The sequence below is a fragment of the Kribbella sp. NPDC051952 genome (genome assembly GCF_040680855.1).
GTDB lineage: Bacteria > Actinomycetota > Actinomycetes > Propionibacteriales > Kribbellaceae > Kribbella.
In genome coordinates, this window is sequence record NZ_JBFAXQ010000008.1 from 58,466 (window position 1) to 81,145 (window position 22,680).

At 67.9% G+C, this 22,680-nt stretch carries 24 protein-coding genes and 2 pseudogenes; 10 read left to right on the plus strand and 16 right to left on the minus strand.

Annotation, left to right across the window (positions count from 1 at the left end):
- Positions 1–2: 2 nt before the first annotated feature.
- The 4 genes from AB0L70_RS17015 to AB0L70_RS17030 all read right to left on the minus strand — a co-directional run bounded on the left by AB0L70_RS17015 (position 3) and on the right by AB0L70_RS17030 (position 7,567).
- Entirely contained in the window at positions 3–1,697 is a 1,695-nt protein-coding gene (locus AB0L70_RS17015; RefSeq protein WP_363684896.1) for an ABC transporter substrate-binding protein, read from the minus strand.
- 10 nt (positions 1,698–1,707) lie between these two features.
- Positions 1,708–3,546 (minus strand): beta-L-arabinofuranosidase domain-containing protein, encoded by a 1,839-nt coding sequence (locus AB0L70_RS17020; RefSeq protein ID WP_363684898.1) that lies wholly within the window; start codon positions 3,544–3,546, stop codon positions 1,708–1,710.
- A gap of 92 nt (positions 3,547–3,638) precedes the next feature.
- On the minus strand, positions 3,639–6,164 hold the full coding sequence (locus AB0L70_RS17025; protein ID WP_363684900.1) for a polynucleotide kinase-phosphatase: 2,526 nt from the start codon (positions 6,162–6,164) through the stop codon (positions 3,639–3,641).
- Positions 6,164–7,567: a 3' terminal RNA ribose 2'-O-methyltransferase Hen1 gene (locus tag AB0L70_RS17030; RefSeq protein ID WP_363684902.1), complete on the minus strand. Its 1,404-nt coding sequence runs from the start codon at positions 7,565–7,567 to the stop codon at positions 6,164–6,166. Before AB0L70_RS17030 ends, AB0L70_RS17025 begins: the two co-directional genes overlap by 1 nt.
- 304 nt (positions 7,568–7,871) lie before the next feature.
- Here AB0L70_RS17030 and AB0L70_RS17035 point away from each other — a divergent pair, with 304 nt between their 5' ends.
- Complete coding sequence (locus AB0L70_RS17035) at positions 7,872–8,189, plus strand: hypothetical protein (RefSeq protein ID WP_363684904.1); 318 nt, start codon at positions 7,872–7,874, stop codon at positions 8,187–8,189.
- 31 nt (positions 8,190–8,220) lie between these two features.
- Here the strand turns inward: AB0L70_RS17035 and folE are convergent, their stop codons facing one another.
- On the minus strand, positions 8,221–8,832 hold the full coding sequence (folE, locus tag AB0L70_RS17040; protein WP_363684906.1) for a GTP cyclohydrolase I FolE: 612 nt from the start codon (positions 8,830–8,832) through the stop codon (positions 8,221–8,223).
- Positions 8,833–8,906: 74 nt separating this feature from the next.
- Here folE and AB0L70_RS17045 point away from each other — a divergent pair, with 74 nt between their 5' ends.
- Positions 8,907–9,587 (plus strand): helix-turn-helix domain-containing protein, encoded by a 681-nt coding sequence (locus AB0L70_RS17045; RefSeq protein ID WP_363684908.1) that lies wholly within the window; start codon positions 8,907–8,909, stop codon positions 9,585–9,587.
- Positions 9,580–10,068 carry a Cys-tRNA(Pro) deacylase gene (gene ybaK, locus AB0L70_RS17050; RefSeq protein ID WP_363684910.1) on the plus strand — a complete coding sequence of 163 codons (489 nt, stop codon included), beginning with the start codon at positions 9,580–9,582 and terminating at the stop codon, positions 10,066–10,068. Before AB0L70_RS17045 ends, ybaK begins: the two co-directional genes overlap by 8 nt.
- Here the strand turns inward: ybaK and AB0L70_RS17055 are convergent.
- From AB0L70_RS17055 to AB0L70_RS17065, 3 genes are all read right to left on the minus strand, one after another.
- Entirely contained in the window at positions 10,065–10,856 is a 792-nt protein-coding gene (locus tag AB0L70_RS17055; RefSeq protein ID WP_363684912.1) for an ATP-binding cassette domain-containing protein, read from the minus strand. The genes ybaK and AB0L70_RS17055 overlap by 4 nt on opposite strands.
- The gene (locus tag AB0L70_RS17060) at positions 10,853–11,728 is read right to left on the minus strand and encodes an ABC transporter permease (RefSeq protein WP_363684914.1); all 876 of its coding nucleotides are present in this window, start codon (positions 11,726–11,728) and stop codon (positions 10,853–10,855) included. Before AB0L70_RS17060 ends, AB0L70_RS17055 begins: the two co-directional genes overlap by 4 nt.
- Before the next feature lie 121 nt (positions 11,729–11,849).
- Entirely contained in the window at positions 11,850–12,848 is a 999-nt protein-coding gene (locus AB0L70_RS17065) for a substrate-binding domain-containing protein (protein WP_363684916.1), read from the minus strand.
- 145 nt (positions 12,849–12,993) lie between these two features.
- On the opposite strand from AB0L70_RS17065, the gene AB0L70_RS17070 reads away from it, so the two are divergent.
- Positions 12,994–14,001 (plus strand): LacI family DNA-binding transcriptional regulator, encoded by a 1,008-nt coding sequence (locus AB0L70_RS17070; protein ID WP_363684918.1) that lies wholly within the window; start codon positions 12,994–12,996, stop codon positions 13,999–14,001.
- Positions 14,002–14,073: 72 nt separating this feature from the next.
- Here the strand turns inward: AB0L70_RS17070 and AB0L70_RS17075 are convergent, their stop codons facing one another.
- The 4 genes and pseudogenes from AB0L70_RS17075 to AB0L70_RS17090 form a co-directional block, all read right to left on the minus strand.
- The gene (locus AB0L70_RS17075) at positions 14,074–14,736 is read right to left on the minus strand and encodes an alkaline phosphatase family protein (RefSeq protein ID WP_363685380.1); all 663 of its coding nucleotides are present in this window, start codon (positions 14,734–14,736) and stop codon (positions 14,074–14,076) included.
- Positions 14,730–14,972: pseudogene (locus AB0L70_RS17080) on the minus strand (alkaline phosphatase family protein); the annotation flags it as partial. The pseudogene AB0L70_RS17080 and the gene AB0L70_RS17075, both read right to left, overlap by 7 nt.
- Positions 14,971–15,174, minus strand: a pseudogene (locus tag AB0L70_RS17085) (alkaline phosphatase family protein); the annotation flags it as partial. The pseudogenes AB0L70_RS17085 and AB0L70_RS17080, both read right to left, overlap by 2 nt.
- A 54-nt stretch (positions 15,175–15,228) precedes the next feature.
- The gene (locus AB0L70_RS17090) at positions 15,229–16,308 is read right to left on the minus strand and encodes a 3-deoxy-7-phosphoheptulonate synthase (protein WP_363684920.1); all 1,080 of its coding nucleotides are present in this window, start codon (positions 16,306–16,308) and stop codon (positions 15,229–15,231) included.
- Between the two features lie 269 nt (positions 16,309–16,577).
- On the opposite strand from AB0L70_RS17090, the gene AB0L70_RS17095 reads away from it, so the two are divergent.
- The 6 genes from AB0L70_RS17095 (at position 16,578) to AB0L70_RS17120 (ending at position 19,286) form a co-directional block, all read left to right on the plus strand.
- Positions 16,578–17,093 carry a GNAT family N-acetyltransferase gene (locus AB0L70_RS17095; RefSeq protein WP_363684922.1) on the plus strand — a complete coding sequence of 172 codons (516 nt, stop codon included), beginning with the start codon at positions 16,578–16,580 and terminating at the stop codon, positions 17,091–17,093.
- A gap of 66 nt (positions 17,094–17,159) precedes the next feature.
- The gene (locus AB0L70_RS17100; RefSeq protein WP_363684924.1) at positions 17,160–17,504 is read left to right on the plus strand and encodes a hypothetical protein; all 345 of its coding nucleotides are present in this window, start codon (positions 17,160–17,162) and stop codon (positions 17,502–17,504) included.
- Positions 17,505–17,513: 9 nt separating this feature from the next.
- Positions 17,514–18,062 carry a histidine phosphatase family protein gene (locus tag AB0L70_RS17105; protein ID WP_363684926.1) on the plus strand — a complete coding sequence of 183 codons (549 nt, stop codon included), beginning with the start codon at positions 17,514–17,516 and terminating at the stop codon, positions 18,060–18,062.
- Positions 18,055–18,435 carry a CrcB family protein gene (locus AB0L70_RS17110; protein ID WP_363684928.1) on the plus strand — a complete coding sequence of 127 codons (381 nt, stop codon included), beginning with the start codon at positions 18,055–18,057 and terminating at the stop codon, positions 18,433–18,435. Before AB0L70_RS17105 ends, AB0L70_RS17110 begins: the two co-directional genes overlap by 8 nt.
- The gene (gene crcB / locus AB0L70_RS17115) at positions 18,432–18,797 is read left to right on the plus strand and encodes a fluoride efflux transporter CrcB (RefSeq protein WP_363684930.1); all 366 of its coding nucleotides are present in this window, start codon (positions 18,432–18,434) and stop codon (positions 18,795–18,797) included. The genes AB0L70_RS17110 and crcB overlap by 4 nt, the downstream gene beginning before the upstream one ends.
- Positions 18,798–18,995: 198 nt before the next feature.
- On the plus strand, positions 18,996–19,286 hold the full coding sequence (locus AB0L70_RS17120; protein WP_363684932.1) for a WhiB family transcriptional regulator: 291 nt from the start codon (positions 18,996–18,998) through the stop codon (positions 19,284–19,286).
- Positions 19,287–19,338: 52 nt separating this feature from the next.
- On the opposite strand, the gene AB0L70_RS17125 is transcribed toward AB0L70_RS17120, so the two are convergent.
- Genes AB0L70_RS17125 through AB0L70_RS17140 form a run of 4 tightly spaced genes read right to left on the minus strand, consistent with a single transcriptional unit; the run spans position 19,339 to position 22,643 of the window.
- The gene (locus AB0L70_RS17125; RefSeq protein WP_363684934.1) at positions 19,339–19,833 is read right to left on the minus strand and encodes a PLD nuclease N-terminal domain-containing protein; all 495 of its coding nucleotides are present in this window, start codon (positions 19,831–19,833) and stop codon (positions 19,339–19,341) included.
- Between the two features lie 17 nt (positions 19,834–19,850).
- Positions 19,851–20,765, minus strand: a complete 915-nt coding sequence (locus tag AB0L70_RS17130) for an ABC transporter permease (RefSeq protein ID WP_363684936.1) — start codon at positions 20,763–20,765, stop codon at positions 19,851–19,853.
- Entirely contained in the window at positions 20,755–21,549 is a 795-nt protein-coding gene (locus tag AB0L70_RS17135) for an ABC transporter ATP-binding protein (protein ID WP_363684938.1), read from the minus strand. The genes AB0L70_RS17130 and AB0L70_RS17135 overlap by 11 nt, the downstream gene beginning before the upstream one ends.
- 26 nt (positions 21,550–21,575) lie before the next feature.
- Positions 21,576–22,643, minus strand: a complete 1,068-nt coding sequence (locus tag AB0L70_RS17140; RefSeq protein ID WP_363684940.1) for an ABC transporter substrate-binding protein — start codon at positions 22,641–22,643, stop codon at positions 21,576–21,578.
- Between the last annotated feature and the right edge of the window lie 37 nt (positions 22,644–22,680).

The following is a 22,680-nucleotide window of genomic DNA, read 5'->3' on the forward strand; positions in this document are numbered from 1 at the left end:
GGCTACTTCCCGGCGTCGGCGAGGCCGACCGAGACCAGGTCGATCCCGCCGGAGAACCCGTCGTGCAGGTAGGCGCCGGCGATGTTGCTGCCGACAACCATCAGCACCTTCTCGTACAGCAGCGGGACGACCGGGGCGAGCTCCATGATCTGCTTGTCCAGGTCGCCGTACGCCGCGTTCGCCGCGGTCACGTCGGTCAGCTTGGCGATCTCGTCGATCTTCGCGTTCACGCCCGGGTCGTTCAGCTGGGCCAGGTTCGAGTTGCCCTTGGTGGTGATGTTGCGACCGTCGAACAGCGGCGGCAGGAAGGTCTGACCGGACGGCCAGTCCGGGCACCAGCCGGTGATCGCCGCGTCGTGCTGTTGCGACGTCGTCCCGATCACCTCGTAGTACGTCGCGGTGTCGATCGTGTTGATCTTCACGGCGATCTTGAGCGGCTGCAGTGACTGCTGGATCGCGACCGCCATCGCCTGCATCTTCGGTTGCGCGCGGGTGTCGAGCGTCAGCGTGAACCCGTTGGCGAGACCCGCCTCGGTGAGCAGCTTGCGGGCCGCCTCGACGTCACCCTTGTGGTCCGGGCTCGGGTACGGGTCGTAGTCCACCCGGCCGGCCACGGTCGGCGGCTGGATGCTGGTCGCGATATCCGCGAGCGCCGAACCACCATCCGCGTCCCGGACGCTCTGCTTGTTGATCGCGAGGTTGATCGCCTGCCGGACCTTGACGTCGTTCAGCGGCTTTTTCGTAGTGTTGAGACCCATGTACGTCGTACATCCGCCGAGGCCCGTCATCGTTCGCTGCTTGAGCTGCGGCGCCTGGATCCGGGCGACCGAGGCGGCCTGGACCGTGCCGGCGATCGCGTCCGTGTCGGTGCCCTGACCGGCGATCATCCGCTCGTCGATGGTGGCGCCGTCGAGCCCGAACGTGAACTGATACGTCTCGGGGTTCGCCGCCCGGATGCTGTCGGTCTTCTTGTCCCACTTGTCGTTGCGGACCAGCTTGATCGAAGCGCCCGGCTTGTACTCGGCCACCTTGTACGGACCCGAGGAGATCGGCTTGCTGTCCAGCTGGTTGCCCGCGCCTTGTCCCTTCGGGACCGGGGCGAAGGTGTTCTGCGCGACCACGCTGCCGAAGTCCGCGAACGGCTTCTTCAGGTGGAACACGATCGTCTTCGCGTCCGGCGTCGCGATCGTTGCCAGGTCACCCGACTTGTACGGGCCCTGGTACGTCGCCGGCGCCTCGATGAGCTGCTTCGCGTACGGCGAACCGATCCCGATCTCGGGATCCCAGGCCCGGGACACGCCCCACTTCACATCCGCGCTGGTGATCGGCGCACCGGTCTCGAAGAACAGGCCGTCCTTCAGCGTGAACGTCCAGGTCTTGCCACCCTCGGACGGTTTGCCCGTGTCGGTCGCGAGGTCGGGGACGATCTTCGTGCCCTCGGCGCCCGGCGCCGCGCCCTGGGTGGTCAGGGTCCGGTAGATCAACCGGTAGAAGTTGTTCACACCGCCGTCGAAACCGCGGGCCGGATCGAGGTGGGAGTAGGCCGCGTTCTGGAGCACCTGCAGGGTGCCGCCCTGGGCCGCCTTGCCGCCCGGTCCACCGGAGTCGCCCTTGGGTTCGTTCGAACCGCCACCGCAGGCGCTCAACGCCAACGCACCGGCCGCCACGAGCCCCACCAGCATGGTCGTTCTCTTCATCTGCCTACTTTCAGTTCGCGGCACGCAGCCATACACGCATGGCCAGGGCCTGACGGTTCCCCCAGAGGAAGTACGGCACGAGCGTCACCGGCACCTCTTGTGCCGGAGCGCTGTGCGGTTGCTCGGTGATCACCGGATACAGCTCACTCGATGGCGTCGGCGCGACGCCGCCGGTCAGCTCGAGTACGACGCTGTCGTCCCGCCGGTCAGCGGTCGCGGCAGCCACAGCTGTTGGCGTGACCAACAAGTCGTCCACCGGCGCCTCGACATCTTGTTGCTCCACGCAATAGACGAGCGGTCCCCGCGCAACAGCGATCCCACCCCGCGTCGCATCCAAGTACGGATGAGACCCATGAGCCCTAGGCACCATCGGCAACCGCAGCCGAACGATGTCCCCAGCAACAAACGCCCGCCGCACGATCGCCCACCCGGACTCGACAGCCGCTCCATCTATTTGTGCACCAACCACCCATGAGGGGATGCGTAGGGCGATCGCCCGCTCTTCCCCCGTCGCGTGGTCGACGGTGATCGTCACCTCGCCGTCCCAGGGGTAGTCGGTGGTGACTGTGACGGCGAGGTCGTTCGTGGTGATGCGGGCGTCGGCGTACAGGCCGACGTACAGGGTGTCGTCGCGGGTGGTGGCGACGTAGTCCTGGAGCTGGGACATCCAGCGGATGATGTTCGGCGGGCAGCACGGGCAGCCGAACCACGCGCGCCGCAACGGCTCTCCGCCGGATTCAGCCCCGGAGCGCTGCTCATGATCCGGCCGCCGCTGCAACGGGTTGTCGTAGAAGAACGCCGTGCCGTCGGCCGAAAGCCCTACGGCATAAGCGTTGTAGAGCACTGTCTCGAAGACGTCGAGGTACGACGCCTTCCCGGTCGCGAGGTGCATCCGCCACGCCCACTGCATCGTCGCGATCGCCGCACACGTCTCGGCGTACGCGCGCTCGGACGGCAACTCGTACCGATCCCCGATCGCCTCATCCGAGTGCCGGCTTCCCAGCCCACCGGTGAGATAGAGCTTGGTCGCGACCATGTCGTCCCACAGCCGCTCCAACGCCGCCAGCAGGGTCGGATCACCGGTCTCCAGGTGCACGTCCGCGGCACCGGCCGCGAGATACGCCATCCGGACCGCGTGCCCGGTGACCGACGGCAACTCCCGGAACGGCGCGTTGTCCTGGAAGTACTCGGCCGGGAAGATCGTGTGCTTCAACTTCCCCTGCCCACGGCGATCGACGAACAGCCGCGCCTGGGTCAGATACTCCGCGTTGCCGGTTTCTCGATAAAGCTCGACCAGCGCCATCTCGACCTCGGGATGCCCGTCCACGACCTCCTCGCCGTCGATCCCGTACTTCCGTACGACGAGATCCGCGAACCGGCCGGCGATTGTCAACAATCGACCGTCCTCCAACTGACGGTTCGCCGCGATGGCCGCCTGAATCAGATGACCGAGGTTGTAGAGCTCATGCCCCCAGCCGAGGTCGGACCACGGCTGCTTGGGCTGATCCGGGTCCTGGAAGTACGAGTTCAGGTAACCGTCCTCGGCCTGCGCCTGCTCGAGCAACCCGACGACCTCGTCGAAGAACTCCCGTGCTCCGACCGGCGCGTCGTCCCGGCCGACCTCGTACGCGAGCCCTTCGAGGGTCTTGTAGAGGTCCGTGTCGAGGAACGGGTAGCGCCCGCGGTACGGCCCGATCGACGGGTCGGCCAGCCGACGCAGGTTCTCCAGGTTCCCCGCCTTGCGCAGCTCGGCGATCGAGTGCGGGATCGTCGCGGTCCGGTTGCGCTCCTGCCAGGCGCGGAGCAGCCCTCCGGTCAGCTCCGTCGTGATCTCTGTACCGTGTGACATTGCACTGACCCTAGGCGCTCCCCCACGCCTTGCCAAGGGATTCCGGAAGACGTTTACCTCCCGGATACAACTCCTGCGTCGGGGGCCCCGGCTCAGAGCCGGGGGTCGACCGGCTCGGACTCCAGGGCGAGGACGGCGAAGACGCACTCGTGGATTCGCCAGAGGGGTTCGCCTCGGGCGGCGCGGTCCAGCGACTCCATGCCGAGGGCGTACTCGCGGAGGGCCAGCGAGCGTTTGTGGCCGAGGTTGCGGTCGCGGAGGCGCTCGAAGTTCGCGGGCTCGGTGTAGTCCGGGCCGTAGATGAGCCGCAGGTACTCCTGCCCGCGGACCTTCAGCCCCGGCTGCGCGAGTCCCTTCGCGGTCCGGGTCAGGTTGGCGGCCGGCTTCACCACCATGCCCTCACCGCCCGCACCAGTCAGCTCCCCCCACCACGCGATCCCGGCGTCCCAGTCCTCGGCGTCCACGAACAGCCGCCGGGTCGGCGTGATCAGTCCCGGGCCGGCGGAAACCATCCGGTCCGCGATCCCGAGGTGCCACGCATGCGGCCGGTCCTGGTACGTCGCACCTTCCGACGCCAGCACCTGGAACGGCGCGATCCGGACCCCGTCCAGCCCGTCCGTCGGCCAGCAATACCGCCGGTAGGCATCCGTGAACCGCTCGGAGTTCGCCGTACGCCGTTCAGTTGCGGCCAGCAACTCACCGAGGTCCAGGCCGGCCGCGACCGCCGACCGGAGTGCATCCGTTGCGGCTGGCAACGACGTACGGGCGGCTGCGCCGACGGCGGCGTACTGGTTGCGAAGCAGTTCCTCGGCCTTCGCGCTCCACGGCAGGAGCTCCGCGTCGAGGAGCAGCCACGGGGTGTCGAGCTCTGTGAACAGGCCCGCCTCCTCGGCGGTGGCGCGCAGCCGGAGCAGGAGCTCGTCGGTCAGGGCAGCGTCGAAGAAGGATCGGCCGGTCCGCGTGTGGATCGCACCCCGACCGGCCAGGCCGAATCGTTTCTCCGCGACATCGTCGTCCCGGGTCAACAGGACAACGGCGCGCGAGCCCATGTGCTTCTCCTCGCACACCAACTCGGTGACGCCCTGCGCCCGGTACATCTCGAAGGCCTGCCGTGGGTGTTCGAGCAGGCCGGGCTCGCTCGACGTGGCGACCGGGCTCATCGTCGGCGGCAGGTAGAGCAGGAACCGCGGATCGATCGCGAACCGGCTCATCACCTCCAGCGCCGCGCCCGCTTGCTCGGCCCGGATGCTGAGCCGGCCGTGCGCCGAGGTCTCGATCACCCGGCGACCGGTCACATCGGTGAGCTCGAGTACGTCGGGCTCGCGACCCGGCGCGGTTGCCACGTGCAACGGTTTCGCGGGCGCGTAGTACTCCTGGGCGGCCTGGACCGCGACCAGCTCACGCTCGGGATAGCGCAGGGCGGTGAGCGCGCCGCCGAAGACGCAGCCGGTGTCGAGGCAGATCGTGTTGTTGATCCACTCCGGCTCCGGAGTCGGAGTGTGGCCGTAGACGACGGTCGCTCGACCGCGGTACTCGTTCGCCCACGGGTAGCGGATCGGCAGGCCGAACTCGTCGGTCTCACCGGTCGTTTCGCCGTACAGGCAGAAGGATCGGACCCGGCCGGAGGTACGGCCGTGCATCCGCTCGACCAGGCCGGCGTGCGAGACGACGAGTTTGCCGCCGTCGAAGACGTAGTGCGAGATCAGGCCGTCGATGAAGGCCATGACGGCGTCGCGGAACTCTGGTGGCTCGTCGGCGAGCTGCTCGAGGGTGGTTTCGAGGCCGTGGCTGATCTTCACGTTCTTGCCTCTGAGGGCCTTGAGCAACTTGTCCTCGTGGTTGCCGGGGACACAGAAAGCGTGGCCGTTGGCAACCATGCCCATCACCAGCCGGAGGACACCTGGGGTGTCGGGGCCGCGGTCGACGAGGTCGCCGACGAACACCGCCCGACGGTCCGGGTGGACGGCGTCGACCGCGCGGCCGGCGTCGTCGCGGGTGACGGTGTAGCCGAGGTTGGTGAGGAGTTGCTCGAGCTCGGCCCGGCAGCCGTGGATGTCCCCGACGATGTCGAACGGGCCGGTCTGATCGGTCAGATCGTTGTACAGCCGGGTGCGTTCGATGCTGACGGCATCGATCTCCTCGACGGTCGTGAGCACGTGCACGGTCCGGAAGCCCTCACGCTTGAGGCTTCGCAGACCGCGCTTCAGCTGCGAGCGCTGACGGGCGATCACCTTCGCGCCGAACTGCCGGTCGGCCCGCTGCTCGGTGCGCTCGATGCACACCCGCTCGGGCGGATCCAGCACGATCGCGACCGGGAGTACGTCGTACTCGCGGGCGAGGTTCACCAGCTCCTTGCGCGCCTCCGGCTGCACATTGGTCGCATCGATCACCGTCAACCGCCCGGCCGCGAGCCGCTTCCCGGCGATGAAGTTCAGTACCTCGAACGCGTCCTTGGTCGCGGCCTGGTCATTCTCGTCATCAGAAACCAGCCCCCGGCAGAAGTCACTAGAAATCACCTCGGTCCCGAGGAAGTGCTCCCGCGCAAACGTCGACTTCCCCGAACCGCTGGCGCCGACAAGCACAACAAGACACAGCGCCGGGATCTCGATCTCACCCATCAGCCGACCTCCCCTTGCACCTTGAAGAGAGCCAGTTGGGTCGCGGCACCGAACTGCGGGTCCTCTGGGCCGATGGGGCGGAACTCGACGGTGTAGCCGTACATCTCCGCGGCATCCTGGGACCACGACCGGAATTCTTCGCGGGTCCATTCGAACCGGTGGTCGGGGTGGCGGAAATTGCCGGCCGGAAGGGACGGGAACAACGTGTTGTACTCGGCGTTCGGGGTAGTGACGATGACGGCTCCGGGATGGGCAGTGTGGAAGACGGAACGAGCCAGCGCCGGCAGCCGAGGCGGATCGACGTGCTCGACGACCTCCATCAGCACCGCGGCATCGAGCCCGGCCAGGCGCTGGTCGGCGTACGTCACCGACGACTGCAGCAAGCGCAGCCGCTCGCGCTGACGGTCCGGCAGGTCGTCGTAGTGCAGCCGTCGCTTGGCCGAGATCAGCGCACGCGCGGAGACATCCGTCGCGATCAGCTCGCCGATCATCGGATCCTTCAGCAGCTCAGCAACCAGCGCGCCCTCACCACAACCGAGGTCAGCCACGCGCCGCGCCCCGAGCTCCCGCAGTACGCCGGCCACCGCCGTACGACGCTCAACCGCCAGCGAGACCGAACCCTCGACCGCCTCCTCCTCCACCACCTCGACGCCATCCACCTCGGCCAGCCGCTCCAGAGCCGAGTCGGCCAGGTACCGCCGGTGCGCCAGATAGCGGTGCGAGATCAGGTCCTTCTCCGGGTGCGCGCCGAGCCAGCCCTCGCCGGCCCGGACGAGCTTGTCGACCTCGTCGGACCCGACCCAGTAGTGCTTGGCATCGTCCAGCACCGGGAGCATGACGTAGAGGTGATTGAGTGCATCGGCCAGCCGGAGTACGCCGGTCAACCGCAGATCGACGTACCGCGAAGCGCCCCAGGCCGGGATCTCCGGATCGAGCGGCACCGGCCGGGCGTCCACGGTCCAGCCGAGCGGGGCGAACAGCCGCTCGGCCAAGTCGGCGCCACCGCTGCACGGGAGCGCCGGGACGTGGATCTCCAGCGGGATCGCCCGCGCCGCCAGCTCGGGACGAGCGTCGCAGCGCCCGTTCATCGCGGTCCGGAACAGCTTCCCGAGCGCGACCGCCAGCAGGCTCGAAGCGGCGTACGGACGGTCATTCACGTATTGCCCGAGCGTGAATCCCTCCGCAGCCTTCCCGCGGCCGGCGCGGACCAACCCGATCGGGTCGATTTCGAGCAGGACAGCCGCCGTACAGCGTTCGTCGGTCGCTTCGGGGTAGAACACATGGGCGGACCCGCCGGTCACGTCGATCGCCTGCGGTCGCGCCGGGTTCTTGTGCAGCAGAAACCCGAAATCGCTCGCGGGCGCGTCAATTCCAGCCAGGTCGGTGCCAAACGTCAGGAACACCGCTGTATTCGATCACGCCGGGCGACCACAACCCACCGAATTGTCCTGGTTTGTCAGGAGTTTCGAGCCGTTCGCAGGTCGCAGATTGAGACACGCTGCCGGAACTCTGGCGCGTTCGGGCGATTTGGCTCTAGCTTGTCTTGAGAAGATGTGTCGCTACAGACCGTCCTTCCCCGTTGACAGTCGGTATTGTCCCCGGTTTGTGGCGAGCGCCCACCCACGCCGACTACGGGGAAAGGATCATGGCACCTCCCTCACGCCATCCACAGCACAACGGGTCAGTAGCTTCCGGCAAGGCCCGCCGGTGAAACCCCAGACGTTCGAACTCGTGCGCTACACCGACATCAGCGGAGTCTCCGGAACCGGCATCGTCGCCGAAGGCTGTGTCTTCACCGACGGCTCGGTCGCCCTCCGCTGGCACGGGCCCAACCCGTCCACGGCCGTCTGGCCGGACCTCGACTCCATCCTCGCCGTCCACGGCCACTGCGGCGCCACTGTGGTCCGCTGGCTCGACGTCTCCGAGATGGAAACGGTCCCCGGCACAGACCTGCTCCCGGGCGAAGTCGCCCACATCCTGGCCACTGGACGCCATACCCACCACCCGGCGGCGGTCGCCGGCTGACCTGCGGTAATCCTTCGCCCGGCCGCCGTAACTACGGGGTGAGGCCGGTCAGGGCGAAGAACTCCTGGCGCGAGCTGGGACTGTTGCGTAGTACGCCGTGCAACGACGACGTGACCGTGCGGGAACCGATCGCGCGGACACCACGCAACGACATGCACTGATGCTCGGCCTCGATCACCACGCCGACCCCCTTCGGGTCGAGGTGATCCTGCAACCAGTCGGCGATCTGCTTGGTCAGCCGCTCCTGCACCTGGAAGTCGCGGGCGAACAGCTCCACCACCCGGGCCAGCTTCGACAGCCCGAGGATGCGCTCCCCCGGCAGGTACCCGACGTGGGCGACCCCGGTGAACGGCAGCAGGTGGTGCTCACACAGCGACTGCACCGGGATGTCCTTGGCCAGGACGAGTTCGTCGTACCCCTCGTCGTTCGGGAACGTGGTCAGCTCGAACTCGCGCGGCGTCAGCATCTCCGCGTAGGCATCCGCGACGCGGCGCGGGGTGTCCGCCAGATGCGGACTGTGCGGGTCCCGCCCGAGCGCGGTCAGCAGATCCGCGACGGCACGCTGGGCAGCGGGTAGATCGATCTCCGCCCGCCCGGGAACGATGTGGAGGGGGACGGACTCGAGGTCGGCCGAGATCGCCATCTGCAACTCCCTGAAGGTTCAACGAACGCCCATCATACTGTTACATCAACCGATGTTGTCGATAGAATCATTCTGTGGACATTCCTTGGGACGCACGGGTTCAGGCGGTCGCCGTGCTGGAGGAACCGACCCGGCGCCGGCTCTACGAGTACGTCGTCGCCCAGTCCGCACCCGTCAGCCGGGACGAGGCCGCCACCGCGCTCGAACTACCGCGCACGACAGCCGCATTCCACCTCGACAAGCTGACCGAAGAGGGTCTGCTCGCGACCTGCTACGAGCGCCGCTCCGGACGCACCGGACCCGGCGCCGGCCGTCCCGCGAAGCTCTACCACCGCTCCGACCGTGAGATCGAGATCTCTCTGCCAGAGCGCCAGTACGCCGTGGCCGGCCGCCTGCTCGCCGCCGCGATCGAGGACGCCGAGTCCACCGGTACGTCGCCCCGCGAAGCCGTGAACCACCGGGCCGAGGAGTACGGCGAAGCCCTCGGCCGCGCGGCGAGCGGCACGTCGTTGACCGAGATCCTGGCCGCCCACGGCTTCGAGCCTCGCCCCGACAAGGACGGCATCGCGCTCGCCAACTGCCCGTTCCAGCGCATCGCCGTCGAGCAGCCGCAGTTGGTCTGCGGGATGAACCTGCACCTGCTCGCCGGACTCGTCGACGCCCTCGACATCCCGTACGAAGCCCGGCTCGACCCTGGTCCCGGCAGGTGCTGCGTCCGGTTGGCGCCGGTCGGATTAGGCTCGGCGGGTGGCTAAGAACAAGCAGAGCCAGGGGACGCCGGCGACAGTGGCGTTGACGAAGGCGAAGGTGGAGTTCAGCACCCACGCCTACGACCACGACCCGGCCGCGAAGTCCTACGGGCTGGAGGCGGCCGAGGCACTCGGGCTCGCAGCCGAGCAGGTGTTCAAGACCCTGCTGGTCGAGGTCGACGGCAAACTCACGGTCGGCGTACTGCCGGTCGACAAGCAGCTCGACCTGAAAGCGATCGCGGCCGCGTCAGGCGGGAAGAAGGCCGTGATGGCCGACCCGGCCGCCGCCGAACGCACCACCGGGTACGTCGTCGGCGGCATCAGCCCGATCGGCCAGAAGCGCGCCCTTCCCACCGTCGTCGACAGCACTGCCTCCGACCACGACACCGTCTACGTGTCCGGTGGCCGCCGCGGCCTCGACATCGGCCTGTCCCCCGCCGACCTGATCACCGTGACCAAGGCTCGTACGGCGGCCATCGCCCGCTAACTCACGAGGTTCGGCGGTGCGTCGGAATCGTCGGGACGCAGCGCACCGGTCATCAGCGACACCACCTGACTCATCGACGCGTCCGCCGGACTGACCACCGACACCCGCCGGCCGAGCCGGTGCACGTGGATGCGATTGGCGATCTCGAACACCTGCGGCATGTCGTGACTGATCAGCACGACCGGCAGGCCGCGATCACGGATCCGGCGGATCAGGTCGAGGACCTGCCGGGATTCCTTCACGCCGAGGGCGGCCGTCGGCTCGTCCATGATCACCATCCGGTTGCCGAACATCGCCGCCCGCGCCACCGCGACCGCCTGCCGCTGACCACCCGACAAGGTCTCGACCAATTGGCCGATGTGCTGCACGGTTTCGATGCCGAGGGCATCGAGTTGCCGCTGCGCCTGCTTGCGCATCGCCGACCGGTCGAGCAGCCGGAACACGGTCCCCAACGGACCGGTACGGCGTACCTCCCGGCCGAGGAAGAGGTTGGTGGCGATGTCCATCGCCGGGGCGAGTGCGAGGGTTTGGTGGACGGTCTCGATCCCGGCGTAGCGGGCGTCGAGCGGTGAGTGGAAGTGGGTCTCCTGGCCGTCGAGCAGGATCGTGCCGGCGTCCGGGATCAGCGCTCCGGACAAGGCCTTGATCAGGCTCGACTTGCCGGCGCCGTTGTCGCCGACCACGGCCAGGACCTCCCCGGCGTACAGGTCGAAGTCGGCGCCGTCGATGGCGGTGACACGGCCGTAGCGCTTCACCAGGCCACGGGCTTGCAGAGCGGGTGCGTTCATCGTGACCTCCGGCGGACGATCTGGTCGAAGGCGACGGCGGCGATCACCAGGACACCGGTCGCGACGTCCTGGTACAGGCTGTCGATGCCGGCCTGGGTCAGACCGGATCGCAGTACGGCGACGATCAGGGCACCGACGACCGTGCCCATCACGCTGCCCCGGCCGCCGAACAGGCTGGTGCCGCCGATGACGACCGCGGTGATGCTGTCCAGGTTGCCGGTCTGGAAGGCGTTCGGGTCCGCGTTCGGGATCCGGCCGAGCGCCTGCCAGGCGGCGAACGCGTAGATCACGCCGGCGATCAGATAGACACTGAACCGGGTCCGGCCGACGTGGATACCGGTCAGCCGGGCCGCTTCCGGATCGTTGCCGAGGGCATACACATGGCGCCCCCAGGCGGTCCGGGTCAGCGCGTACCAGGTGACCGCGAACATGACCACGCCCAGCGTCATCCCGTGCGTCACCTTGATCTGGCCGAACAGGTACCCGCCTTCACCCAGTACGCCGAGCAGTTCATTGGTGACCGGGAACGAGTTGCCGCCGGAGTACAGCCGGCCGGCAGCCAGTACGACGGTCAGCATGCCGAGCGTCACGATGAACGGCGGCAGGTTGAGCATCGTCACCAGGCCACCGGACACCGCGCCGAGCAACGCACAGACCAGGAATCCCACCAGCAGGGCGACGCCGGACGGACTCCCCTCGGTCACCAGCCGGGCGAGCACCATCGTGCCGAGCACCATGATCGCCGCGTTCGCGAGGTCGATCCCGCCGGTCAGCACGATCAGCGTCTGCCCCAGCGCCAGGGTCGCCACCACCAGCGACTGCTGCACCACGAGCGAGATGTTGTCGACCGTGAGGAAGGTGCTGGTCGTCACCGAGAAAACGATGACGGCAAGGATGAGTGCACCCAGTGGACCCAACGCCGGGTTGTGCAGAAAGGCTTCTGCAGAACGGTTCCTCAGGGTGGGAGTCGTTCGTTCTCCGGTGATCGTCATCTCAGCCCCAGCAGTTCTGGGCGCCCCAGGTCGTGTCCTTGGCGTCCAGGCCCGCGAGGGGTTTGTCGGTGATGAGCTGGGCGCCGGTGTCCTGGAAACCTGTGGGCTTCTTGCCGTTCTTGGCGAAGTCGACCACCGCGTCCACGCCTTGCTCGGCCATCTTCTTCGGGAACTGCATGACGGTGGCCAGGTACTTGCCGGCCTTCACGTCCGCGACCCCTTGGCAACCGCCGTCGATCGAACCGACGGCCACCTTGCCCGCCAGCCCTTTCGCGGTCAGAGCCGCAACGGCGCCGCGCGCAGCGGGCTCGTTCAAGGTGTAGACGGCATTGACAGAGGAGTCGCGCTGCAGCAGGTTCTCCATCGCTGCCTGCGCCTTGTTCTGGTCGCCGTTGGTCGGGGCCGCGCCGAGGATCGCGGGGTCACCGTCCTTCAGGCCCATCCCCTGCAGGAAGCCACGATGGCGTTGCTCGTCGACGGTGCCGCCCGGCGTACCGTCCATCAGCAGCAGCTTCGGCGGCGTCGACCCGAGGGTGGCCTTGATGTATTTGCCCTGCAGCTCACCGGCCGTCGTGTTGTTGGTCGCATAGGTCGCGTCGACCGCGTCCTTCGGATCGGTCTCGGTGTCGAGGGCGATCACCAGAACGCCCTTCTCCTTGGCCGATTTGAGCGCTCCGAGGATGCCGGTCGAGTTGCTCGGCGTGATCAGGATTCCTTTCACGCCCTGCTGGACCAGGTTCTCGATCGCGGCCACCTGACCCTCGTTGTCGCCGTCGAACTTCCCGGCCACCGCGATCAGCTCGGCGCCCTTGGACTGCGCGTGCGCCTTGGCCGACTCGCGCAGCTTGACGAAGTACGGGTTGGTGTCGGTCTTGGTGACCAGGCCGATCTTGATCGGTCCGCTGTCGTCCGAACTGCCACCACCGGACTTGGTCTGGGTGCAGGCCGCCGTACACACGAGTGAAGCGGCGAGCAGGAACACGGGGACGGTTCTACGCACGGGTCTGCCCTCCCGGAGCTGGGTAGGCCCGGGTCCACCGACCCGGGCGGAGGTCTGAGTGGTGAAGGTAGACCTGTGCGGGCACTGGTTTCCGGCTTTGCGCAAAGCCTTGCGCAACGTACGGACAGCGACGACCATTCGACGGATGGTCACGATGACCGAGGTCGCCCACGCCGCCGGAGTATCGGTGAGTACGGTCTCGCACGTCGTGAACGGCACCCGCCTGGTCGCGCCGAAGACGCGTGAGCGGGTCCAGCACGCGATGCGGATTCTCGGCTACCAGCAGCACCCGACCGCGCGCTCGCTCGCGGCCGGGTCGAACCGGACGATCGGGCTGGCCCTGACCGCCGCCTCGAATCCGTACTGGGCCGACCTGATCCAGGGCATCGACGGCGAGGCGACCCGGGCCGGACTGAACCTGATCATGGTCGACACCCGCGACGACGCCCGGCACGAGGCGGTCGCGATCGCGAACCTGCTCGCCCACCACATCGAGGGCCTGGTGATCGCCCCGGCCGTCGGCTGGCGCGACCTCACCCTGCCGCTGTTGCGCGATCACCCGATTCCGTACGTCGTAGTGGACCGGATCGATCCCGACCTCCGCGTCGACCAGGTCGGCGTCGAGAACGAGGCGGCCACCGCGGCCGTCATCGATCACCTGATCTCGCTCGGCCACACCCGGATCGGCATGCTGACAGGCATCTCCGGCCTCTCGACCAGCAGCGAACGCCTACGCGGGTATCACCTGGCTCATCAGCGCGCCGGCGTCGCCGTCGATCCCCGCCTGGTCATCAACGGCTCGTCATCCAGCGCGGGTGGCCGGAAAGCGGCCTGGGAACTGCTCGAGCTGCGCGAGCCACCGACCGCGGTATTTGCCGCAAACAACGACATGACGATCGGCGCGCTCGCCGCCTTCCGCGCTGCCGGTGTGAAGGTGCCGCGTGACCTGGCCATCGCGGCCTTCGACGACTTCGCCTGGGCCGACCTCTTCAGCCCGGGCCTCACCACAGTCGCGCAGCCGTCGGCCGCGATCGGGGCCCGGGCCGTCCAGCTCCTGATCCGGAGGATGAACGACCCGGGCGCACCACCTCAGACCAGCCGGTTGCCGGCCGAGATCATGCATCGCGAGTCCTGCGGCTGCATCACCCGGTGATGCTGGGCTTCCCGGTCTCCAGGTGCCCGGTGAGCCGGCGACAGTACGTCGTGTCCTCGACGGCCGTGACCTCTACGTCGTACCAGCACGCGACGGACGGCGACCTGGCTCCTGCTGCGGAACCGCCTGGTCGACCGGCGGCGTCGGCTTCCACCGCTCGATCGGAGCCGGCACCGGACCGGGCTGGTCGACCGACGGCTGCCGGTACGTGCGCTGGAAGTCGAACGCCGACGTGAGATCGCCACACGCGGTCCGCCGCCACTTGCTGATGTTCGGCTCGCGTACGCCGGTCCAGTCCTCCAGGAACTGGATCACGGACGTGTGGTCGAACACCTGCGAGTTGACATGCCCACCGACCGTCCACGGCGACACCACGGTCATCGGGACCCGCGGGCCGAGACCGATCGGCTGACCGGCGTACCAGTCGTCGCCCTCACCCGAGGCGGGTCGCGGCGCGACCGGCGGTGGGACGTGGTCGAAGTACCCGTCGTTCTCGTCGAAGTTGATCAGCAGCACGGTCTTCGACCAGATCTCCGGGTCCGACGCGATCGCGTCGAGCAGGTCGTAGACGAGATTCGCGCTGCCGACCGGAGTGGACGAGCCGGGGTGCTCGGAGTCGACCGCGGACGGGACCAGGAGGATCCGGTGCCCGAGCTCCTTGAACGTCTTGAAGTACTCGACCGCGTTGTCGTGAAGTTGTCCCACTCCTGGTAGATCTGCCAGGAGACACCGCACTTCTCCAGCCGTTCCGGGTACGCCGTCCAGTCGTAACCGGCGTGGTTGTGGTCGTAGGCGGCGTTGGTGACCGCGCGTTGCGTCGTACCGGGCTCGTAGCCGGTGGTGCCGGACCACAGGTAGTTGCGGTTCGGGTTCGTCGAGCCGTTGACCGAGCAGTGGTACGCGTCGCAGATCGTGAAGGTCTCGGCGAGCTCGTACTGCAACGGGATGTCGCGACGCTCGTAGTGCGTCATGGTCGCGGACCCCGCGCAGGGTCCCGTAGTAGTGGTCGAACGAGCGGTTCTCCTGCATCAGCACGATCACGTGCTCGACCGCGCGCAGCCCACCGCGCCGCACAGGCTGCGCCATCGCGGTGTGCAGCGAGGGTGGGAGCAGCGAGACCGCTGCCCCACCCACCGCCGAACCAAGCACCGGGCGCCGGGAGATCTCAGTCATGGTCCGGACCCCTAGGGTCGCGCTGTAGCCGTGACTAGACCTCCAGGTGAACAGCTATCCCCGCCGGGTCAGCACCGCATCCCGCAAGGTTTCGAGGACTGTTTCGGTGGTTTGCCAGCCCATGCAGGCGTCGGTGATCGACTGCCCGTAGGTGAGCTCGCGGGTCGGGTCGAGCTCCTGGCGGCCCTCCTCCAGGAACGACTCCAGCATCACGCCGACGATCGCGGAGTTGCCGGCCGCGATCTGCGCACCGATCTCCTCGGCCACCACCGGTTGCCGGCGGTGGTCCTTGCGGCTGTTGCCGTGGCTCGCGTCGACGACCACGCGTTCCGGCAGACCAGCCTTGCGCAGCGCCTCCTGCGCGCCGGCGACAGACACCGCGTCGTAGTTCGGTCCGCTGTCGGATCCGCGCAGTACGAGGTGGCAGTCCGGGTTGCCGCGGGTGTGCAGGATTGCGGGCGCACCGTCGTGGGCGATACCGGTGAACACGTGCGGTACGGCGGCAGCCTTGATCGCGTCGACCGCCGTACCGATCGAGCCGTCCGGGCGGTTCTTCATGCCGATCGGCATCGACAGACCGGACGACAACTGGCGGTGCACCTGGCTCTCGACCGTCCGCGCGCCGATCGCGCCCCACCCGACGGTGTCGGCGATGTACTGCGGGGTGATCGGGTCGAGGAACTCACACCCGACCGGAAGGCCGAGCTCGAGGACCTGGAGCAGCAACTGGCGAGCGGTCCGCAGGCCACGGTTCACGTCGCCGGAGCCGTCCAGACCCGGGTCGTTGATCAGGCCCTTCCAGCCCAGGGTCGAGCGCGGCTTCTCGAAGTACACGCGCATCACCACGAGCAGACCGTCGGAGAGTCGCTCAGCGACCGGTCGGAGGCGTTCGGCGTACTCGAGGGCCGCTTTCGCGTCGTGGACCGAGCACGGCCCGACGACGACCAGCAACCGGTCGTCGACGCCGTTCAGTACGTCGACCACGGCCTGTCGACCATCGACGACGGTCTTGGCGAGGTCGTCGCTCAGCGGCAGCTCGTCGTGCAGGGCGAGCGGGGTGACCAGCGGGACCGTCTTCTCGATCCGTCGGTCGACGACGGCCGCCTGACTGGCCTGCTGAGGGAGGGTGTTCATGATGGGGACCTTTCCGCCCCCGAGGGGGCTGGCGCCGGAGGCCGCGGAAGGTCGCAGACACCGGCTGGGAACGAAAAAAGACAAGGACGGGAGTCCTTGTCTTCGAGCCGGCTCTGGTGTCTTGCGGTTGGGCGTCAGCGAATGGCTGAGCTGCCCGGCACCAAGGCCGGCCACTCAAAAAATCGCCAATAGCTGCGCTTCACGTGACAGAGGCTACCACTGCCGGAAACTGCGTGGCGTCCGCTCCTCGGTCATGGTTGTCTCGTCCGGTGACCATCCGTACCGCGCGCCAGGACGAACTGGAGCTCCTGCGCACCCTGGAATCCGCCGCCGGCGTGCTCTTCCGCACTATCGGGATGACGGATATCGCCGAGCACCCACCGCCACCGCTCGAGCTCTTCGAGCAGGCCCGCCAGGCCGGCCGCCTCTGGGTGACCGTCGACGCCGACGATCACCCGACCGGCTTCGTCCTCGTCACGCTGGTGGACGGCGCGGCCCACATCGAGCAGATCAGCGTCCACCCGGATCACCAGGGTCAGGGACTCGGCCGCCGGATGATCAGCCACGTCGACGCCTGGGCCGCGGAGCAGGGGCTGCCGGCCCTCACTCTCAGCACCTTCCGCAGCGTGCCGTGGAACGGGCCGTACTACGCCCGCCTCGGCTTCCAGGAGCTGCCGCCGCAGGAGTTGACCTCGGGACTGACCGACCTGCTGGCGGCCGAGACGGCGTTCGGACTCGACCCGGCACAGCGGATCTTCATGCGTCGTTCGGTCGGCGGTCAGTAACCGCGACCGGTCCGGACTCGTTGAGGGCTGCAAGACGGGTCGAGGAAACGGGGAGTGCAGCAGGTGGTGAGGCCGCGGACTTTCGAGTTGGTGCGGTACCGGGATCCCAGTGGCGTGTCGGGAACCGGGGTGGTCGCGGAAGGCTGCGAGTTCAGCGACGGGTCGGTGGCCCTTCGCTGGCGCGGAGACAACCCGGCGACGGCGGTGTGGCCGAATGTCGATTCCGTCCTTGCCGTGCACGGGCACCAAGGTGCGACCGAGGTGCGCTGGATCGAGGACGAGACGCAGCCCGGGCCCATCGACCATCTCTTCGACGAACTGCATCAAGTCCGGCCTCCTACGTCTCTGACCGAGCCGATCCCGCCGCCCGGGCATGCCCGCGGCTGGGCGGGCGCGCGCCATCTCAGGTAGAACATGGCCGTGACGCAGATTTACCTGGTCCGGCACGGTGAGCCGGACTACGAGCCGATCGATTCCCGGGGATGGCCGGGGATGGCGGCCGATTCCGCCCCGCTCACCACTGTCGGCGCGAAACAAGCCTTGGAGGTTGCTGACCTGCTCAGCGGCATCCAGGCGACGTACCTGGTCAGCTCGCCGTTCACGCGGGCGCTGCAGAGCGCCGCGATCATCGGTCACCGGCTGGCCCTCGGCGTTCGGGTCGACTACGACCTGCGCGACTGGCTGCCCGACAACACCGGGTCCTGGCGCGGGATTGCCGACGTACGGGCGGCTCACGCGGAGTTCGAGCAGTACGACGGGGAGTGGCCGGAAGGTCTCCAACGTCCCTGGGAGCCGCTCTCGCAGGTCCGCGAGCGAGCCCGTGCGGCCTTGGCCCGGCACACCGCCAGCACGTACGGACCGGTGCTCGCGATCACGCACGCGATGGTGATCCGCGCGTTGACCGGCGAGAAGGGCATCCTGCACGGCGGGCACGAGTACTACCGCTACGATCCAGCGGACGATGGCTGACGATGGATTGCCCCGTGTTGTCGGTGTCGTAGCGCTCGGTGGTGTGATCGGCTCCTTGGCGCGCTACGGCCTCGCTGAGGCGTTCCCACATTCGGTCGGCGAGTTCCCCTGGGCGACGTTCGGGACGAACGTACTCGGCTGTTTCGCCATCGGTGTTCTGCTGGCCCGGATCACGCCGCGATCGCATCCGTTGTTGCGGCCGTTCCTCGGCACCGGGATCCTCGGCGGGTTCACGACGTTCTCGACCTTCGCCGTCGATACCGAGCAGCTTCTGCACGTGCATCTGCTCGTTGCCTTTGCCTACTACTTCGGCACGGTCGTCGCGGCGTTGCTGGCGGCATTCATCGGCGAGTGGACCGGGCACCGTCGATGAACGTCGTGTGGGTCGCTCTCGGCGCCGCGGTCGGTGCTCCCCTGCGTTTCCTGGTGGACAAGCACTTGGTCGGACGGTTGTTGCTCGGAACCCGGATCGAGACGCCACTCCCGTGGGGAACCTTCACCGTCAACGTTCTCGGCAGTTTCGTCCTCGGGATGCTCGTTGGCGTCGGCAATCACACGATCGCTTTGCTTGCTGGTACAGGGTTCTGCGGTGCGTTCACGACGTACAGCACCTTCGCGGCCGAGACGACCGCACTGGCCACTTCCGGGCATCGTGGCAAAGCGTTGCTCAACGTGGTGCTGAACCTCGGAGCCGGCCTGCTCGCGGCCGTTCTCGGTGCCTGGCTGACGAAGTGACTCATGTCACATCAGGTGATGACGTGAACACCCGCTCCGTGTGAAAACCGCCGATCACGGCCCGCGACGGCCCTCGATGGGTACGCCGCGATAACGAATGGACCGAAGTTCGAGACAACAAGGGTTGAACTCGGTGTGAGTTGAGCATAGTTTTCACCGAGCGCCCGTCCGCGCTCACGGTGAGTCAAGGAGGTTGCCATGTCGAGAGGGATGCCTCGCCTACCCCGCCCGCTCATGGATCTGTGGGACTGGCAGTCGCAGGCCGCGTGCCGCGACGTCAACCCAGAGCTGTTCTTCTCGCCCGAATCGGAGCGTGGCGTGCGCAAGCGCGCCCGCGAGATGGTGGCCAAGTCGCTCTGCGGTACTTGCCCGGTCCAGCCCGAGTGCCGGCAGCACGCTCTGTCGGTCGGTGAGCCGTACGGCGTCTGGGGCGGCACCACAGAATCCGAGCGCGACAACCCCATGACCGAGCACCGAAAGTCGGCGTAAGGAGCCGCGCACTTCCAGTACAACCTGTCGTCGGTGGGGCCTGCGCGAAAGCTCAGGCCTTACCGTCGTCGGTCTCCGACGGCGTCTCCTCGGTCGGCTTCGGAGACTTCTTGGGCTTGTCCTGGGGTGGCTTCTTCTTCGCGTCCTTCGGCCCGTCCCCGGTCGGTTCAGGCTTGGCCGGTGCGGGCTTGGTCGGCTCGGGCTTGGTCGGCTCGGGCTTGTGCGGTTCCGGCTTGGGCGGCTCGGGCTTCGTCGTACGCGGGTCCCGGTAGCGATCCAGTGACTTGAGGAAGTCCGGATCGTCATCGGGCGCGACCGGGCGCGACCCCGGCGCCGGCGATCGTCGTACGGTGCCGGCCGCCGGCCCGGGCTGGGTCCGGGACATCAGCAGCCAGACGATCGGCCCGACGAACGGGACGAAGACGATCAGGACGATCCACACCAGCTTCGGCAGGTGCGGCACGTCCTCGTCGGGCGTCTGGATGCAGGAGAACAGCGCGTAGACGCTGAGCACCAAGCTGATCAGGAACGGCAGAAATCGGACCACGCCCCCACAGTACGGCGTTAGTGTGCCGAGGACGTCAGTCCGCGGGCTCGTAGTACCGAGTTCTCCAGTGGGCGGAAGACGAGGAGCTCGATGCCGACGCCGACGACGAAGATCAGGATGATGCCGGCGAAGACCATCGAGATGTCCGACAGGGACATCCCGTTGTGCAGGAACTGACCCAGTCCTTCGCCCAGTTCGGGTGAGGTCGCGATCAGTTCGGCCGCCATCAGCGACCGCCAGGAGAACGCCCAACCCTGCTTCAAGCCGCCGAGGAATCCGGGCAACGCGGCCGGCAGCAGGATGTACCGGATCCCGCCCAGCCGACCCGCACCGAGCGCCTTGCCGACTCGCGGCAGGATCGGCGGCACCTGATCCAGACCGGACACCAGGCCGTTCGCGATCGAAGGCACGGCGCCGAGCAGCACGACCCAGTAGATCGCCCGGTCGTTCAGCCCGAACCACAGGATCGCGGCCGGTACCCACGCCACCGACGGCAGGCTCTGCAGTCCCGACACCAGCGGACCGATCCCCCGCCGTACAACCCTGATGTTCGCGATCGCCAGCCCCAGCGGTACGGCGATCAGCAGCGAGATCGCGAAGCCGATCACGGCCCGGTGCACCGAGACCCAGAACAGTTCGACGATCTTGCCCGACGTGACCAGCTGCCAGATCTGGCTCCATACGTCGACCGGTGCGGGCAGCTTGAACTCGGGCCAGAACGCGGCCGCCCACAACGCCTGCCACACCGCCACGAACAGCACGATCGCGCCGACCGGCGGCAGCACCCGGGCCGCGATCCGCCGCAGCGGCGAACCGTCGGGCGCGACGACCGGCGTATCGAGAGCGTCGAGTCCGGCCTCGACCGAACCCTCCGCCGTCCCGTCCACTCCGCTATCTGCTGTGCCGTCTATGAGGGCCCGCTCAGGCGGCATGACTGCTGATCACCTTCCGCAGCGCGGCGTTGATCTCGTCCACCGCGTCGGATTCCGGCAGCTTGTCCGCATCCCACTCCCGCACGACCCGGCCGGGCCGCGACGACAGCAGTACGACGCGCTGCCCGAGGCGCACGGCCTCGCGGACGTCGTGGGTGACAAAGAGAATCGCCGTACCGGTCGCACGCCAGATCCGCAGCAGCTCACCCTGCAGGACGTCCCGGGTGATCGCGTCGAGCGCCGAGAACGGCTCGTCCATCAGCAACAACGACGGCTTGCCTGCGCCCGAGCCGGTGTTGTCGGTCGTCGAGGCGAGCGCACGAGCCAGCGCGACTCGCTGCCGCATACCACCGGACAACTCGTGCGGCCGCTTGTCGCCCAATCCGGCCAGCCGAACCAACTCGAGCAACTCGGCAGCCTTGGCCCGTCGCTGCGCTTTCGGTACGCCGGCCATCCGCAGCGGCAGCTCGACATTCCCGGCGGCCGTCAGCCACGGCATCAGTGCGGGCTCCTGGAACACCACGGCCGGACGCGACGAGTTCAGCTCGATCCGCCCGCTCGTCGGCTGATCCAATCCCGCGACCAGGTTCAGCAGCGTGGTCTTGCCACACCCCGAAGCACCGAGCAGGCAGACGAACTCGCCCGCCCCGACCTCGAGCTCGACACCATCCAGCGCCACGACCGCCTTCCGGCCGGTCCCGAACGCCTTACCCACTTGATGAAACCGCACGGGACTCACCCTGCTGTCCGTTGCGGTCCGATCGGTCTCGACGGTCGCGGTCATGGCTGCCTCCTCGGGTACTGCGTGAGTTACTTGGTGTCCAGACCGGCCGCGTCGACCGCCGGCTTGCCTGCCTTGCCCAGTACGTCGTTCAGCGGGCCGAGGTCCGCGAATCCGGCCACCGCGGGCGCTTCCTTCGCGATCCCCGCGGTGACCTGGTCCTTGGCCAACTGCGGGAACGTGGCCGCGATCGGGTCCGCGGTGAGCTGGATGTTCTTGAACGCGCGGTCGATCACGGCCGGCGACAGTGCCTTTCCGGTCGCCGCCTTCAGCTGCGCGTTCACCACGGTCGCGGCCTCGGCCTGGTTGCTGGTGGAGAAGTCGATCGCCGAGACCAGACCGGTGAGCAGTGCCTTGACCGTCTCCGGGTGCTCCTGCAGGAACTGGGTGCGGACGATCAGCACGGTGGTCGGGAACTTGCCGTCCGGCCAGAGCGTGGCCTCGTCCAGCAGGACCTTCGCGCCGGCGTCGAGGACGAGCCGCGACGACCAGGGCTCGGGCAGCCAGGCGGCGTCGACGTCACCCTTCTTGAACGAGTCCAGGGTCTGGGCGTTCTCCAGGTTGGTCACCTTGACCTTGCCGGTCAGGTTCTTCCCGGCGAGCCACTTCTTCAGCGACACGTCCTGGGTGTTGCCGAGCTGGGGAGTGACCACGGTCTTGCCGACCAGGTCCTCCGGCTTGGTGATCGTCGGCTTCACCACGAGCTGGGCTCCGCCGGACGTCGCACCGGCGATCAGGCGAACCGCCTCGCCGTTCGACTTGGCGAAGGCGTTGATCGCCGGACCGGAGCCGATGAAGCCGGCGTCCAGCGAGCCACCGAGCAACGCGCCGACTTCCTCGGGACCGGCGTTGAACTTGGTCGGCACCAGCTTGGTGTTGCCGAGTTCCTTGCTGAACAAGCCCTTGCCGAGGCCGACGAGGGCGGCGGCGTGCGTGACGTTCGGGAAGTAGCCGAGCCGGAGTTCGGTGGCCGGGCCCTTGTCTGAGGTGGCGGCCGTGGTCTCGTCCGAGTCGGCGCGCGAGCAGCCGGCCGCGGCGACGGTCAGGGCCAGAGCTGCGGCGAGGAGTCGGACAGGACGGATGCTGGGGATACGCACGAGAAGACCTCTGGTGGTACGGCGGCTGGACGGCCGC